Annotated in this window: 15 protein-coding genes; 2 read left to right on the top strand and 13 right to left on the bottom strand. The window is 39.5% G+C overall.

What is annotated here, in order from left to right; translation table 11 throughout:
- Positions 1–75: 75 nt before the first annotated feature.
- Positions 76–1,818 (bottom strand): adenine deaminase C-terminal domain-containing protein, encoded by a 1,743-nt coding sequence (locus tag PQ477_RS13605; protein WP_144558469.1) that lies wholly within the window; start codon positions 1,816–1,818, stop codon positions 76–78.
- Positions 1,819–1,927: 109 nt separating this feature from the next.
- Between PQ477_RS13605 and PQ477_RS13600 the strand changes: the two genes are divergently transcribed.
- The gene (locus PQ477_RS13600; protein WP_035393235.1) at positions 1,928–2,128 is read left to right on the top strand and encodes a hypothetical protein; all 201 of its coding nucleotides are present in this window, start codon (positions 1,928–1,930) and stop codon (positions 2,126–2,128) included.
- Positions 2,129–2,238: 110 nt separating this feature from the next.
- Here the strand turns inward: PQ477_RS13600 and PQ477_RS13595 are convergent, their stop codons facing one another.
- The 4 genes from PQ477_RS13595 to PQ477_RS13580 all read right to left on the bottom strand — a co-directional run bounded on the left by PQ477_RS13595 (position 2,239) and on the right by PQ477_RS13580 (position 5,769).
- Positions 2,239–2,520, bottom strand: coding sequence for a hypothetical protein (locus PQ477_RS13595; protein ID WP_035393238.1), 282 nt, complete (start codon positions 2,518–2,520; stop codon positions 2,239–2,241).
- A 226-nt stretch (positions 2,521–2,746) separates the two neighbouring features.
- On the bottom strand, positions 2,747–3,670 hold the full coding sequence (locus PQ477_RS13590) for a glycine betaine ABC transporter substrate-binding protein (protein WP_060705172.1): 924 nt from the start codon (positions 3,668–3,670) through the stop codon (positions 2,747–2,749).
- Positions 3,671–3,734: 64 nt separating this feature from the next.
- Positions 3,735–4,583: an ABC transporter permease gene (locus PQ477_RS13585; RefSeq protein WP_035393240.1), complete on the bottom strand. Its 849-nt coding sequence runs from the start codon at positions 4,581–4,583 to the stop codon at positions 3,735–3,737.
- Complete coding sequence (locus PQ477_RS13580) at positions 4,552–5,769, bottom strand: quaternary amine ABC transporter ATP-binding protein (protein WP_035393243.1); 1,218 nt, start codon at positions 5,767–5,769, stop codon at positions 4,552–4,554. Before PQ477_RS13580 ends, PQ477_RS13585 begins: the two co-directional genes overlap by 32 nt.
- 249 nt (positions 5,770–6,018) lie before the next feature.
- On the opposite strand from PQ477_RS13580, the gene PQ477_RS13575 reads away from it, so the two are divergent.
- Complete coding sequence (locus tag PQ477_RS13575) at positions 6,019–6,561, top strand: GbsR/MarR family transcriptional regulator (RefSeq protein ID WP_274272181.1); 543 nt, start codon at positions 6,019–6,021, stop codon at positions 6,559–6,561.
- A gap of 123 nt (positions 6,562–6,684) precedes the next feature.
- Here the strand turns inward: PQ477_RS13575 and PQ477_RS13570 are convergent, their stop codons facing one another.
- The 8 genes from PQ477_RS13570 to PQ477_RS13535 all read right to left on the bottom strand — a co-directional run bounded on the left by PQ477_RS13570 (position 6,685) and on the right by PQ477_RS13535 (position 14,189).
- Positions 6,685–7,743 carry an ABC transporter permease gene (locus PQ477_RS13570; protein ID WP_035393249.1) on the bottom strand — a complete coding sequence of 353 codons (1,059 nt, stop codon included), beginning with the start codon at positions 7,741–7,743 and terminating at the stop codon, positions 6,685–6,687.
- Positions 7,740–8,927, bottom strand: coding sequence for an ABC transporter permease (locus PQ477_RS13565; protein ID WP_144558468.1), 1,188 nt, complete (start codon positions 8,925–8,927; stop codon positions 7,740–7,742). The genes PQ477_RS13570 and PQ477_RS13565 overlap by 4 nt, the downstream gene beginning before the upstream one ends.
- Positions 8,928–8,939: 12 nt before the next feature.
- The gene (locus PQ477_RS13560) at positions 8,940–9,869 is read right to left on the bottom strand and encodes an ABC transporter ATP-binding protein (RefSeq protein ID WP_274272180.1); all 930 of its coding nucleotides are present in this window, start codon (positions 9,867–9,869) and stop codon (positions 8,940–8,942) included.
- A 99-nt stretch (positions 9,870–9,968) separates the two neighbouring features.
- The gene (locus tag PQ477_RS13555; RefSeq protein ID WP_144558466.1) at positions 9,969–10,604 is read right to left on the bottom strand and encodes a response regulator; all 636 of its coding nucleotides are present in this window, start codon (positions 10,602–10,604) and stop codon (positions 9,969–9,971) included.
- Positions 10,576–11,670 carry a sensor histidine kinase gene (locus PQ477_RS13550; protein WP_274272179.1) on the bottom strand — a complete coding sequence of 365 codons (1,095 nt, stop codon included), beginning with the start codon at positions 11,668–11,670 and terminating at the stop codon, positions 10,576–10,578. The genes PQ477_RS13555 and PQ477_RS13550 overlap by 29 nt, the downstream gene beginning before the upstream one ends.
- On the bottom strand, positions 11,667–12,173 hold the full coding sequence (locus tag PQ477_RS13545; RefSeq protein ID WP_144558464.1) for a GNAT family N-acetyltransferase: 507 nt from the start codon (positions 12,171–12,173) through the stop codon (positions 11,667–11,669). The genes PQ477_RS13550 and PQ477_RS13545 overlap by 4 nt, the downstream gene beginning before the upstream one ends.
- A 15-nt stretch (positions 12,174–12,188) precedes the next feature.
- The gene (locus tag PQ477_RS13540; protein ID WP_274272178.1) at positions 12,189–13,049 is read right to left on the bottom strand and encodes a PhzF family phenazine biosynthesis protein; all 861 of its coding nucleotides are present in this window, start codon (positions 13,047–13,049) and stop codon (positions 12,189–12,191) included.
- Entirely contained in the window at positions 13,050–14,189 is a 1,140-nt protein-coding gene (locus tag PQ477_RS13535) for a M20 family metallopeptidase (protein WP_318551106.1), read from the bottom strand.
- Between the last annotated feature and the right edge of the window lie 38 nt (positions 14,190–14,227).

Raw genomic sequence — 14,227 nt, 5'->3', positions numbered from 1 at the left:
CACACCTTTCGAGTTAAGTGCTTCTCTACGATGCGCTTATTTTTTAAAGTGGTAAAGCACCAAAGTAGTTTCATTTTACCTCATTATTGCCGGAAATAAAATTCTTTTCTTTCGAACATCGTAAATCCCTTTCTGTGTTACCCGAATATAAGGTAAGTGAGTGGATGAAAAGAATTGCAAACTATACATCGGATCTTCATGTTTATAGCCACGTTCTCTTAGTTTCTTCGTAAAGCTTTGTTCTTGGTTCATAATGACTTCCATCGGTTTATCCGACATCATGCCAAGTAAGGGGAGCTCAATTCGGTCAATAACTTGATCTTCTTCTACAAGGATTAATCCTCCACCTTGCTTTTTCAATTCGTTAAAGGCTTGCACCATCGCCTTAAGAGACTTACCAATTAAAATAACATCCCCAGTATATGAGTAGGAACTTGCCAATCCCATCACAGACGTAGAAAATCCTTTAAGCGTTGTCGTCACTAGCCATTTACCTTTCTTATCAATCATGGCGAAAAAGGATTCATCGTGATCCGTTGATAGGGCGGTTGATGCTGTTTCTAACATAGTTTGGTACGGCTTTAGGATAACAGCATTTGTCATTTCGATGCCCATTGGCATCGAAAAATGAAGTTCGTTTTCTGAAAGCGTCCAATTAAATTCAATGGGTGCAATACCATAATCAGACCATGGGAAACTCGCTTCTTTCGTAACAGCTTCTCCATCGCGTAAAATCCACTGACCTTTTGCAAGCACACTAACAGGGGTAGGCGAATCTTTTGCAGACAAGAAGTTCAGGTGAGCAGTGCGACCAGGTCCAATCATTCCTAATTTATGGTCAATATTATAGTAGCGCGCTACATAATATGTTGCCATCCCGTAAGCATCGATTGGATCAATTCCAGAATCAATGGCAATCTGTATGCATTTATTCATGATGCCCTCTTCGTAAAATGAAGGGGGTGAGCCATCTGTTGTCATCAAACAGCGCCCAAAATAATCAACACCGAGCTCTTTTAATTCTTTAAATAGCCGTGGTAAATCTGGTCGTATAGAAGAATGACGGAGTGACACTGTATAACCAACATCGAGTCTCCGAACAACTTCTTCCCCTGTAATGGCCTCATGATCACAAGTAACACCTAATAACGCCATTTGCGAGAGCGTTTTCTCAGATGCTCCCGGCAGATGCCCTTCTATTGGTTTTCTTAGACGGGTCGTCTCTTGCATCCAATGTAAAGTTGTGTCGTCACCTTGTAAAACTCGCGGCCAAGAAGTAAGCTCTCCACCTTGAACGACGAGATGATGCTCCAGCCATGCTTTAATTTTCGAATTAGAAAACATATCATCTTTAAGCAATTCTGATTGAGAATCATATCTCGTCCACCAATACATCGTTGTCGGTAGCTCTTCCAATTTTTCAATCAAAGAAAGCGCTTTCTTTTTTTCTAAGTTTAAAAAATAAACTAGATTGTCATTAATCAATGTGGTAGTCCCGCGCTCAGATGCATATTGAGCTAAACTAAGGGGATTATATAATTGAAATGGATGGGCGTGATGTTCAATATAACCTGGAACAATAAATTGACCTGTACAGTCTACTACTTCGGCATCGCCTAACGTCTCAGGCATCTCCTGTCCAACATAAACAATCTGATCATCAGCAATCCATATATTGGCTTCGAGCCATTTTCTTCTTGCAAAGTTTAAATAAGTGGCATGTTTGAGTACTAAGGTTGGTGGTCGTTCACCACGAATAACACTTAGATGCTCTCTTAGCCTAGTCTTCGTCCATCGCTGTATTCGCTCAGTCGTCATTATATCACTCATTTCGTCTGTCAATCTTTCACTTATCTTACCATATATCTGGGTAAAATTTATGTTGAATTGTGACATTTTATCACAACTTTTTTTGGAGGTTTTCACTATGATCAACAGATTAAATCAACCATTTACACTCATTTCATTTTTCTTAACAGTCGTATTCCTTTTACTGTCGGCAAAACCCATTAAACAATTGACAGTCATCCGGTGTATCCTCATTTTCTTTGGTATCATTAAATGGATGGAACTATGCTTAGAAAAAAAGAAAAACCATATACAACCAAATGTAATAAATCCGTCTTAGCTTTACTGTACCAAAGAACGTTCTTTAATACAAATAAAAATACTCGGAAAAGAGAAAAAGGCTAGGTAATATGTCGTAGCCTTCTTTTCTTTTCTAAAAAAGTAACACCATTACCATTCCAACAAATGATACATTAACCGATACACAAAGAAAAACAAAACATAGCCACCAGAGGTTAAAAAGAGGGGGTCTAAGAACACACCATGTATAGACGTCATAAAGACAGTTTGATCGAGAAGAATTTGTTGAATGGCGGACATCGTTATCGCAGCAAAAACGATTGTGCTAATCACTGCTAAAAAGGCCATTACTTTTTCGGCAATAATCGATTGCCTCACTACAATAACGATTGCAGCTGGTATGACCGTTAACAAAACAATAAATAAGAACATGAACCATTCCTCCTTCTTACGTAAGATTCGTATACAAAAACGGCTTTTTGATAGTTTCTTCATTTATCACTTTATCTATACCGTTCATCTAAAGGTAGGAAGAATAATGCTGTTTACATCGCTATACACTACCAACGTATGGCAAAAGAAAAACGAATTCATAAAAAAGAGCAGACAGAAAAAAGGCTATGCTTCTTGTTTAAGCATAGCCTTCTTATATGTTTACTTATTCATTTGTTGGTAAATCTGTAATAGAGTCAATATCCATGTATTCAGGCACAACAAGACCGATTTTAGTACCTTCAAGATTTGCACCTAGATCTTCTAAGTCACCTTCATAATCTTCAATGAAATGTCCGTGTGTTAATGGTAACCAAGCCGCTACACTCGCGTCTGAATCACCAGTTGCAAGAGATTGCCACATATATGGTGCTTCCATGTCCATTAAATTCGGTTCAAAGCCCATATCAGTAAGAACTGTCGCGATCACATTAGTAGAGGCAATTTCTGAATCCCAGTTCACAAGGGATAACGTAATAGATTGGCCATCTACTTCCTCGACACCATTAGTCCATTCGCTAACTGTATCTTGGTTATCATCCACCCAGTTACGCGCAGCTTCTTCAGGACTTGCGCCTTCTTCAATTTCTAGCATGACGGTTTCCATATCTTCTGGTGTCCAGAAGAAATTCGTTAAAATTTGATGCGCTTCTGGCATGTCCTCTTCTAAACCAAGACGTGCAATCGTATGAATATTCTCTGCGTCGCCATAAATATTATCTGGATCGTCTAAGTATTTTAAATCAAATGATTCGAACTTCCAGTGTGGTGACCAACCTGTCACAACAATTGGATCATGATTTTCAATATGATTCGCAAGTTGCTGTGTCATAACCGCACTACTTGAAACATCTAACTCTAAATCTAAATTGTAATGCTCAATCGCATCTTCTGTTGCAGTCATGATACCTGCTCCAGGTTCAATCCCCGTAATAGCTGTTAAGTTCTCTGCAATCTCTTCTTGAGACAACATATCTGCTTCATCTTCAACTGAACCTGTATTACCATCACCATTGTCGTCACTACCACATGCAGCTAATGTTACAACTAGTGCAAGACTTGTTGTCGTTCCTATATGCTTCCAATTCATACGTCAATCGACCTCCATATTTGTTTTCTCTATTTATGTGAAGGGGGAAACCTCCCCCTACGCATCAACCTCGTGCTTCTTGCTTTTTATTAAAGCTTTGTGTTAATCGGTCAAGAATAATAGCTACGATTACGATAGCAATCCCTGATTCGAATCCAGCTCCAATATCGTTTTGACCAACAGCACGATACACATCACGGCCAATACCCGATGCACCAATCATCGCAGCAATAACGACCATTGAAAGAGCGAGCATTACAGTCTGGTTAATTCCAGCCATAATCGTTCCTTTTGCAAGTGGCAATTGGACTTTAAATAATTTTTGTGTACTCGTTGACCCGAACGCTTCTGACGCTTCAATAAGTTCAGTGGATACTTGACGAATCCCTAAATTAGTCATTCGGACAGTTGGAGGCATCGCGAATATTACAGATGCCACAACCCCTGGTACCATTCCAACACCAAAGAATGTTACGGCTGGTATTAAGTATACAAATGCGGGCATCGTTTGCATGAAATCAAGTATAGGCTTGAAAAACGCTTCAACACCATCTTTTTTGGCCATCCAAATCCCTAACGGCACCCCTAAAATGACCGAAATGACACCTGCCGAGAGAACGATGGACAATGTATCAAGCATTCCATTCCAAAAATTCAAGCTATCAATAAAGACTAAACCGATGGTTACAAAGGCAACAAGTCCCCATTTACCACGATTTAACAAATACGTTGCAATAGCAATAAGGATAATAAACAGCCAACTAGGCGGTAATGATATAACCCAATAAATTCCATCAATTAATTGACCAATTAAAAAGACAATCGCACTAAAAAACCAATCTGCATTTCGATTTAACCAGTCGGCAATGACCTCAACCCATTCACCTACTTCCAGACGGGGTAGAAAATCCATTAAAATCGACCTCACTTCCTGATAACGCACCTAGAACTGCGCTTCGTACAATAATACCTTTTAATCTATTTTCTTCTTTAACAACAAGCGGTACAGCGCTCACTGCTAGACGGTCCATTAATTCATTTAAAGGCGTATCCTTTTCTACACTTGGAATATCTTCAATAATAATGGATTCTACACTGTTAACATTTTGCTTGATCAGTTCAGAAACATCTGTAGCATGAATAATACCAACAAGGTCTCGATTACGCTTTGTCACGTAAATACTAGAGATGCCTGCATCTTTCATTCGTTGCAGCGCCACACGAGGACCATCTTTTTCAAGATTAATCGTCTCTGGACGAATCATGACGTTTTCAGCAGTAAAAACTTTCGAACGATCCACATCTTCAACAAAGCGCTCAACATATTCGTTTTCCGGCTTTGTTAAAATTTCCTCGGGCGTCCCAATTTGAACAACAGAACCGTCTTTCATGATCATGATGCGATCACCAATTCTAAGCGCCTCATCCAAATCATGCGTAATAAAGATAATCGTGCGATTCATTTTTTCTTGTAGATCAAGTAATTCATCTTGCATATCTTTACGAATAAGTGGATCAAGTGCCGAAAATGCTTCATCCATCAAAAGAATGTCCGGATCATTTGCAAGCGCTCGTGCTAAACCAACACGTTGCTGCATACCACCAGAGAGTTGATCAGGATAACTTGTTTCATATCCTTTTAATCCAACAAGTTCTAATGATGTTTGAGCTGTCTCTTTTCTTTTTTCTTTCGGAATACCTTGAATTTCAAGCCCATATTCGACATTGCTTAAAATGGTACGGTTTGGAAACAAACCAAACTTTTGAAACACCATGCTCATTTTTTTACGTCGAACTTCGCGAAGGTTTTTTTGGTCCATTTTCGCTAAATCTTCCCCATCGACCATAACGCTTCCGACTGTTGGATTAATTAAGCGATTTAGAAGTCGAACTAGCGTTGACTTCCCACTACCAGAAAGTCCCATTATTACGAAAATTTCGCCATCTTCAACTTCGAAACTCGCCCGATCAACCCCAACGGTCAATCCTGTTTTCTCTAATATCTCAGGTTTTTTCTTACCTTCTTTTAGCATATCTAAGGCTCGTTTAGGTTTTTTGCCAAACACTTTAGTTAAACCTTCAACCTTTATTTTCGACAAATCTTCCACCTCTTTATACAATTCCTGCGTCTTTATGACTATGTAACTATACCCTATAAATCAAAATGTAATCAAACTGAATAAAGCATTCTATCCGTTAGTATTGTTTGTACAGTTTTTATTAAACGAATTTAATCGTACCTTTCCTTTGAAATGCTCCATTATCCTAATAAATCCTCTCATTTCTCTTAGTGTTCTCTTTTTTTGTATTTTGTTACACTTTATTTATCAATCTTTTGGAGGAATATTATGGAGACAACAAACTATGATCCATCTTTAGATGAACGACTCCAACATATACGTGAAACATTCATCCATGAGCTATCCACAAACCTTCATCTATACGGCATGAATGAATCAACTGGTCGTCTTTACGGAGCACTCCTATTTGAAGAAAACGCCCTAACCCTCGACCAAATGAGTGATCATTTAGGTATGAGCAAGACAAGTATGAGCACGAGTATTCGTCAGCTAACGGAAGCGAATATGGCCAGAAAGGTATGGCAGAAGGGTGTACGAAAAGACCTCTATACGTCAGAAGACGATTGGTATAATTCCTTTATAGCGATTTTTACAAAGCAATGGCGAACGGCTATAGAACGCAATCGTAAAGCCAGTCTAGAAATGGAGCAGGAGTTACAGTCTCTTCTAGAGGAAGCCCCTCACTTAACAGATCAAATTAAAATTGATTTAATAAAACTCCAGCACGCAAACGGCTATTATGATTGGATCGATGACTTTGTTACCACCCTTGAAAGCGGGGAAATTTTCAAAACATTACCAAAGAAGTAATGCGCGAGTGAGGCGAGAGCGTGAGACTGTGACCGTGTCTTCGCCTCGCACCGTGTACATATTATTCTTTGAAGCGTGCAGAAATCCAAACAAACCTGAACTTTATGAAGTTCAGGTTCTCTTCTAAACAGACTTTCTCTCCATTAAACGAATACCAATTCCAGTAAATGCGAGACCCATGAAAATAAGTACCGCACTCGGGAATAGAAATTCGTCTATCGACCAATTACCATATGTTGCACCCGCCATCATCTCTAACCCATACCGAAGTGGACTACCATAGGACAATGCGAGCATCCATTCTGAATCCACAATGTCTAATGGCCAAAAAACTCCACCTAACATAGCAAAGCTTGTTCCGAATAATGGAATGACTGCCGTTAACTGTTGTGAAGATGTGACAATCCCACTCATAAAAATCCCAAACGCCATCGTTGCAAATAAATAAGGCACCATGACAAGAAAGAGTGACCAAAACCCTCCATAGAAATCTACATTAAATACCGTTGCAAACAAAACGAGTACAATGGTAATTTGCGCAAAGGAAAGCATAAATGCCACAAGCAAGTTGCTCAGATAGAGCTCCGTTTTTGTAGTCGATGTTAAAATTAATCGATTCCATACACCGTCCTCTTTTAATTCAAGAATCGTTAAAATTGTAAAACCCATAGTGAAAAAGGAAAAGAAAAGCGTAAAGCCAAATAAACTTCGAAGCTGCTCATCTACCTTTGTTTTTTGCTCCATTGCCTGTGATTCAAATGCAAATACATCGTCATTCGTTTCCGCCGTACCTACCTGTTCCACATAGTGTAGTAAGTAATGAGACTCAAGTACTGGTTGAACCATGTACATAAGAGGAGCATTTTCAAAAGCACTATGAATCACGTAGGATGATGCTTTTAACTCCACAACCGCCTCCACGCCTTGTGCACTTAAAAGCCGATTTGCTTCTTGTTTGCTTGTCGCTTCAAATACATACTCTTCATAATTGCGATTTAATAAAGACACTCGTTCATTTAGTACATCTTCTCCTAACGAATCCGAGTAAACCGTCACATGTATGTGAGAAGATCCTGCGCTACTCATGATAAGCGTAAAAAACACAGTCATACCGATCATAAGAAGCAAGGTAAATGGAGAACGTATAATTTCTTTCGTGTATTGATAAAAAATAGCTGTCATGACTCTATGCCTCCTTTAGATGGAAACACAACCCACGCAACGACAAACAACACAAGTGAAAAGATGGATAAGTAAAGAAGTGAGTTCGAAAGTTGTGCAATCGATTCACCTTGACCGGCTTGGATGAACGCTTGAAGCGCCCGTCCATTTGGTGTAAACTGTCCGATTTCATTAAGTAATGGTGATAAGTTAGATGACGGAAAAAAACTCCCACCTAAAAACCCTAAAATAGACACAACAAGAAGCATAAAAACGTTCGCTACTTTTTCTGTATTTGCTCGAAACTGGATTGCAACAAGGAGTGAGGCAACACTTCCTACTGCTAAACAAAGCACAATAGCAACAGCCATAAAGCTTAGCCAATTTGTGATTGTAATTTGAAAAATCAGCATAGATAGACCAAACAAAACCAATAATTGAAGAAAGACAATTACGCATGAAGTCGCAAATTTCGCCAGTAAATAGTTTGCAGGTTGAACATTTGCTATGACTAGTCGCCCATAAATTTTTCCTTTTTTCTCGGAAAATGCGAAATTCGCCATAAGTCCGGCAGTAAAAAAAACATACAAAACACCCATTCCATATGTGTAATATTCAAATGATGTAAGAGGTGATGTCCCTTGAACCACAACGTTCCCGAAATCAATTATCCCCTCATCATTTTCAGCGAGTTCTGTATGTGCATACACTTGCTCCATGTACGAATTCATCATCGTTTCAACCATCATCGCATGCTGCCTTTGTTCTTGATTTACGTATAATTGAAAAGACTCTACCTGTTCTGACCAACCTCCTACAAGCTGCTCATGCCAAAGCATCAGTCGATACTCTGACGGAATTTCTATGACAGCAGTGTAATCTTCATGCACCACATTACTATCAGGTGAATAATAATCGACGCTTATGTCACCATCCATGTAAGCAAAAAGAGAGTCAGGCACAGCTAACGGCTTTAATTCGTCTTCATGAACAGAAAACCTTTCAGATGCTATCTGTAGATCTTCTTCAAGTGTGGATGTCTCGATTACAGCAATTGAGACGTCCTCAAAACTCACCTCTGAGGAAAACGAATTCGTTAATGCAAATCCTAAAATCATAGTAGATACAAAAGGTAGCAACAATGTTGATAAAAGCGCTCCCTTATCATGAACGAGTTGTTTTAATTCTTTTTGAAAAATACTCATGATAACGCTCCTTTAATCGCGTAAAGTACGACCTGTTAAATGAAGAAATACATCTTCTAAAGTCGACTCTTCTACTTTTATAGCACGCACTTCAACATTCTCTCCTTGCGCCACTTGTAACAATTCTTTAAATAATTCTTTTTTGTAAGAAACGACTCGATAACCGCTCTCTATCTCAACGACAGATTTCACATCCTCCAATGCTTGTAACTGTTGTTCCAATGTTTTCTTCTGTACGCGGACGATTAATTCATACGTACGTTCCACACTTAGAATTTGCTTTAGTTCATTCTTTGTACCCGATGCGATAATGGATCCACGATCCATAATGTAGATACGGTCGCACAAGAATTCAACTTCTTCCATGTAATGACTGGTATACAGAATGGTTTTTCCTTCTTCTTGTTGTAATTTACGGATTAAATCAAGCAAGTGCCTTCTTGAATGCGGGTCAATCCCAACAGTCGGTTCATCTAATATAAGGAATTCTGGCTGATGAATAAGGGCAACGGCTAAATTTAAGCGTCGTTTCATTCCTCCTGAAAAGGTTTTAACTTGATGATTCTTTCGTTCTTCTAGCTCCACTAAGTCTAATAATTCATTGACACGTTCTGTTAATGCTCCTCCTTTTAATTTGTAAGCTTTTCCGAAGAATTGTAGATTTTCGCGAGCGGTTAATTCACCATAAAGCGCAATATCTTGTGGAACGACACCGATTTTTTCTCGAAATGATTTTAATTGTGAATGAATAGACTTTCCATTAAAAAAGATCTTTCCTTTCGTTGGCTTGCTTAAGCTCGATAACATCTCGATTAACGTCGACTTTCCCGCTCCATTCGGTCCCAGTAAGCCTACGGATTCACCTTTCTTTAAATAAAGACCAATTCCATTGACCGCATGAACCGATCCAAACGATTTTGTAAGTTGCTCTGCTTCTATCAAAATCGGTCACCTCCTACTCATTACGACAAGTGTAAACGAAAAAAAGAGCGCTCGCGATTCACTAGAGTCACTCTTTTGTCTTGTTTTATATGACTGGAGTCATATGTTGTGTTTAACTGCATAGATCGCAAGCTGTGTACGGTCCCGGACATCTAGTTTCGTGAATAGTTGACTAACGTAATTTTTGACAGTCCCAATCGTTAAAAATAAAGCTTCGGAAATCTCGGCGTTGCTTAGCCCTTCTCCTACCATTCTAGTAATTTCTATTTCTCGTTCACTTAAAAAAGGAATCTCTGTACGACTTGATTGCTTCCGTTCAAGCAAAGTCGGAATAACTTTCGCCGCTACTTGTCCGTCGAGAATAAACTCACCCTTTAACGCTTTTTCAATTGACATGAGAAGGTTTTCTCGATCTGCATCTTTTAATATGTATCCGTTCGCTCCTAACTTCAATGATTCAAGTGCATATTCTTCATCAGCAAAGGTTGTGAGCATGACAATTCTTACTTCCTTGTTTGTATTACGAATTTCTTTTACTGCTTCAATTCCATTCATCATCGGCATACGGACGTCCATTAGTATTAAATCAACATGATGGGTCATAGTTAGTTGAACCGCTTCTAACCCATTATTTGCTTCCAACGTTTTATACATACCATCAAATTCGAGCATCATTTTTAATCCTTGTCTAACAATGAGCTGGTCTTCAGCGAGCAGAATTTGTTTTTGAATCAATAGGAAACACCCCTTTCATGTAAAAAGTGTCTTCATTAAAATGTGCATAAAATTGCCCATCTAATTCTTCAAATCGATTTCGAAGTTGAGTGAGCCCGAATCCTTCATGAAACCTTTTCTTTTCAGCTTCGTTTTCTAAAATGGCTACGTACATATAGTCTGCATAGACTGATAACGTTACATTTACTTGTTTTGCATAAGCATGGCGCATTGCATTGGTTAATCCTTCTTGTACAAATCGGTAAAGAGCCGTGCTTTGCTCATTTGTTAACCCTTTTGATAGAGCCCCTGCCTCGGTCGTTAAGCGAACGTGTACGTGGCTCTCTGCTTCAAGCTTCCGAATCAATCGAAGAATCATGGCCACACCGCGAATTTCCTCCATCTCAAGAGCGCGCACCGCTTTGCGCATTTCATCTAGCGCTTGCCGAGCAGTCTGTTTTGCCTCACTTAAATAAGGATTTTCGATCCCATTTTGCAGTTCAGCCATCTGCAGCTGCATTCCAAGCGCCGTCAGTTGATGACCGACAGAATCATGGACGTCTCGTGCAATCCTTGTCCGTTCTGCTTGTTTAACGGTATCTTCCTCTTCAACAAGCTGCCTTTTAAGTAAACGTTTTTCATACAAAAGTGTATTCACTTGTTCCTGATTTACATGATTCAGTTGTATTTGTTTGTTAAGATAAACCGCACAGTAAAGGCTTATAAAAGATAAGAAAAGCGCTATCGTAGTCATTGATAACGTACCTTCACTTAGCAGAACCGAACAGAGAAGGATTGCGCCAAAAGCGAAATTGTAGCGTTTAGCGACAATTTGTGAAAAGTAAGGCAGCAATAAAAGTAGTAACACGATCAACCACGTTTGTTCTCCAGGAAAAGTAATCATTGTCACGAGTGCTAAAAGAATATAAAGATAGACGCCATTGGACCATAATGGCTCAGAACATACTCCACCTATCATTATGCCTAATAGAATCCAAAAAAAAGCATTCGCCAATAGCGAAGGGTCAAGAAAAACGACTACGCCATTCGCAATAACGATAAAGCATATTGGAAGCCAGCCATTCATACAGAACCAATCTCTTTATAATAGTAATTCGTTGCTTCTAATTGATGGGATCGTGCGGATTTTGCAAACTGAGGAATCGTCCCCGCAAACGTGTAGCCCAATTTTTTATAGAGTTCATTTGCCGATGATCCCTTCTCCGTATCAAGTACAAGTAACGTTATTCCTTTAGCAACTGCCGCTACCTCTACTTCCTTCAATAATTGCATTGCGTACCCGCGTCCGCGAAACGTTGGATGAACCATTACTTTTGCAATTTCTGCACGGTGTCGACCATTCTCTTTTTCACTACAAGCAAGTTGTACAGTACCAACCAGTTTCCCTTGTTCCATCGCTATAAATACCATTAACGTATCTTTTATCTCAACCGTATCCCAGTAAGCTTCTGCTTTTTCTATTGATATTGGTGCTAAAAAATTTATAGAGGCTCCTTCGTTAACACATTCTGTTAACAACTGACTCAACTCTTTTTTATACGCTGTTAAATGGTAAATTTGTTTGATCATGAGTAGGCTCCTTTTCTATACATTCCACGTACCCGAAGCAAGCAGCACAGCCTGTCCACCAACATGTATGTCAAAAGAATTGACTTTTTTCTCCCCTTTTAAATGAAGGGTGGAGGGCCTATTCATGAATACTCCTTGTTCAGATACAAGCGACAAACGTGACACAGCTTCATGTTTCATTATAAAAGCTAAAATGGCACCATTTGAAGAACCTGTTGCCACGTCTTCTGGAATGCCGTAGTATGGTGCAAAATCTCGAACAGAAAGATCTGATCGATCCCCTTCCATCGCAAAAACACAAATTCCTTTTGCTTCAATGCGGCTAATTAACGCTTCGTAAGCTGAATGGTTCAGTTTTGTTCGCTTCAGGACTTCTACAGATTTCACCGGTGCAACTACAACAGGAAGCCCTGTAGAAATTTCTTGAACAGGCCAAAATGGGTGAAAATCAACCTCTTTTAAACCTAATACTTTAGCAGCTTCATAAGGTGGTATGACTTGGCTGAATTGAGGTGTTTGCTGAGTCATCCAATAAATCGAGGTCTGATTATCGATTAAAACAGGCACAAGACCACTTTTTGTTCGGAACACCATCTTATTTGAAGTACTCCCGTAGCGTGAATGCCATATAAAAGCAGCCCCTATTAGAGGGTGCCCTCCAAATGGAATCTCTTCTTCAGGTGTATGAATCCATGCATCAATTATGTGATTTTCCGTTAACTGAAGAAAAATCGTCTCTGAAAAATGAAGTTCTTTTGCCAGCTGTTGTCGAATAGAGACTTCAAGATTATCATCCAAAATAAAAACTGCGAGTTGATTGCCTGAAAATGCTTGATCAGTAAACACATCTACTATATAAAAGGGAATTTGCTTCATTTACTTAAACACCACTTCTTTAGACAGAACCCGTTGAATGACGTTAACAAGTAGCGTTGTTCGTTCTTCTAATGAAGAGACTTGTAAACATTCTTCTTCACTATGAAAGCCACTACCCACTGGACCCATTCCATCGATTGTTGGAATACCGAGTGCTGATGTGTATGAAGCATCGGATCCTCCACCTGAAGACGTTTCTCCTACTTCAATCCCTTCTAAGCGGGCTTGTTCTCGCACAAGTTCGTACAGCTGAATCGTTTTATTCGATCGTATCATTGGCGGTCTCGTAATCCCTCCTTTAACAGACGTTGATGTGCCTTTGATTCTCGTTTCATTCGCAATTGTCTGGATAGCTGCTTCAAGTTCTCTTGCTTGTTCCATTTTTGAAATACGAATGTCTATGTCAGCTTCTGCGTAATCTGCAACTGTATTAACCGCTGTTCCGCCTCTTATAACCCCAACGTTCACATGAGTTCCTGCTGTAGCATCAGATAGCTGATGTAAAGCGATAATTTTGTAGGCTAATTCTTCTACCGCGCTTGCCCCCTTTTCAGGGTCATTGCCAGAATGGGCGGCAATCCCTTCAACACGCATAACATATCGTCCTCCACCACGACGAAACGTCACCACCGATCCGTCTTTTCGTGCTGGCTCCATAACAAGAACAGCCTTCTTCCCGATTGCCTGTTCCTCAATGATGCTACGTCCAGATGGTGCACCAATTTCTTCATCGCTTGTTAACAATACTTCGATTTGGTTTAGAATCGCAGGATCGGTTTCATGAAGCGTTTTAAGCGCAAAGTAAGTAGTGACATGGCTTCCTTTCATATCTGCTACACCCGGTCCATAAGCTTTATCCTCTTTCACCACAAAAGGGCGAGCAGCCGAAGTTCCCATTGGAAAGACCGTATCCATATGGAGCATGAGCAAGATGGAGGGTTGTTTATTTGTTTTCTCTTGTTTCAACAAGATATGGTGACCATACTCCTCTTGCTTGAACATGGTTTCTACAAATCCTAGTTCTTTAAAGGCATTTATTAAATAGGAACCAACCTTGTCCACTCCTGCCTTATCATATGAACCACTATCCATCATCACTAATTCTTTTAACATATGTAGCATCTCTTTTTGTTTGCTCACTCTTATCACTACTTTCATACATTCATATTTTTCTGACA

Source organism: Shouchella hunanensis, from assembly GCF_028735875.1.
GTDB lineage: Bacteria > Bacillota > Bacilli > Bacillales > Bacillaceae_D > Shouchella > Shouchella hunanensis.
This window is presented reverse-complemented; position numbering and strand designations above follow the sequence as displayed.

What these genes read in the sequence shown, in the direction of transcription:
- PQ477_RS13605 (WP_144558469.1), bottom strand. Translation starts at nt 1,818, where the DNA reads ATGACGACTGAGCGAATACAGCGATGGACGAAGACTAGGCTAAGAGAG.
- PQ477_RS13550 (WP_274272179.1), bottom strand. Translation starts at nt 11,670, where the DNA reads ATGAATGGCTGGCTTCCAATATGCTTTATCGTTATTGCGAATGGCGTA.
- PQ477_RS13600 (WP_035393235.1), top strand. Translation starts at nt 1,928, where the DNA reads ATGATCAACAGATTAAATCAACCATTTACACTCATTTCATTTTTCTTA.
- PQ477_RS13540 (WP_274272178.1), bottom strand. Translation starts at nt 13,049, where the DNA reads ATGAAGCAAATTCCCTTTTATATAGTAGATGTGTTTACTGATCAAGCA.
- PQ477_RS13570 (WP_035393249.1), bottom strand. Translation starts at nt 7,743, where the DNA reads ATGACAGCTATTTTTTATCAATACACGAAAGAAATTATACGTTCTCCA.
- PQ477_RS13590 (WP_060705172.1), bottom strand. Translation starts at nt 3,670, where the DNA reads ATGAATTGGAAGCATATAGGAACGACAACAAGTCTTGCACTAGTTGTA.
- PQ477_RS13585 (WP_035393240.1), bottom strand. Translation starts at nt 4,583, where the DNA reads ATGGATTTTCTACCCCGTCTGGAAGTAGGTGAATGGGTTGAGGTCATT.
- PQ477_RS13575 (WP_274272181.1), top strand. Translation starts at nt 6,019, where the DNA reads ATGGAGACAACAAACTATGATCCATCTTTAGATGAACGACTCCAACAT.
- PQ477_RS13595 (WP_035393238.1), bottom strand. Translation starts at nt 2,520, where the DNA reads ATGTTCTTATTTATTGTTTTGTTAACGGTCATACCAGCTGCAATCGTT.
- PQ477_RS13545 (WP_144558464.1), bottom strand. Translation starts at nt 12,173, where the DNA reads ATGATCAAACAAATTTACCATTTAACAGCGTATAAAAAAGAGTTGAGT.
- PQ477_RS13565 (WP_144558468.1), bottom strand. Translation starts at nt 8,927, where the DNA reads ATGAGTATTTTTCAAAAAGAATTAAAACAACTCGTTCATGATAAGGGA.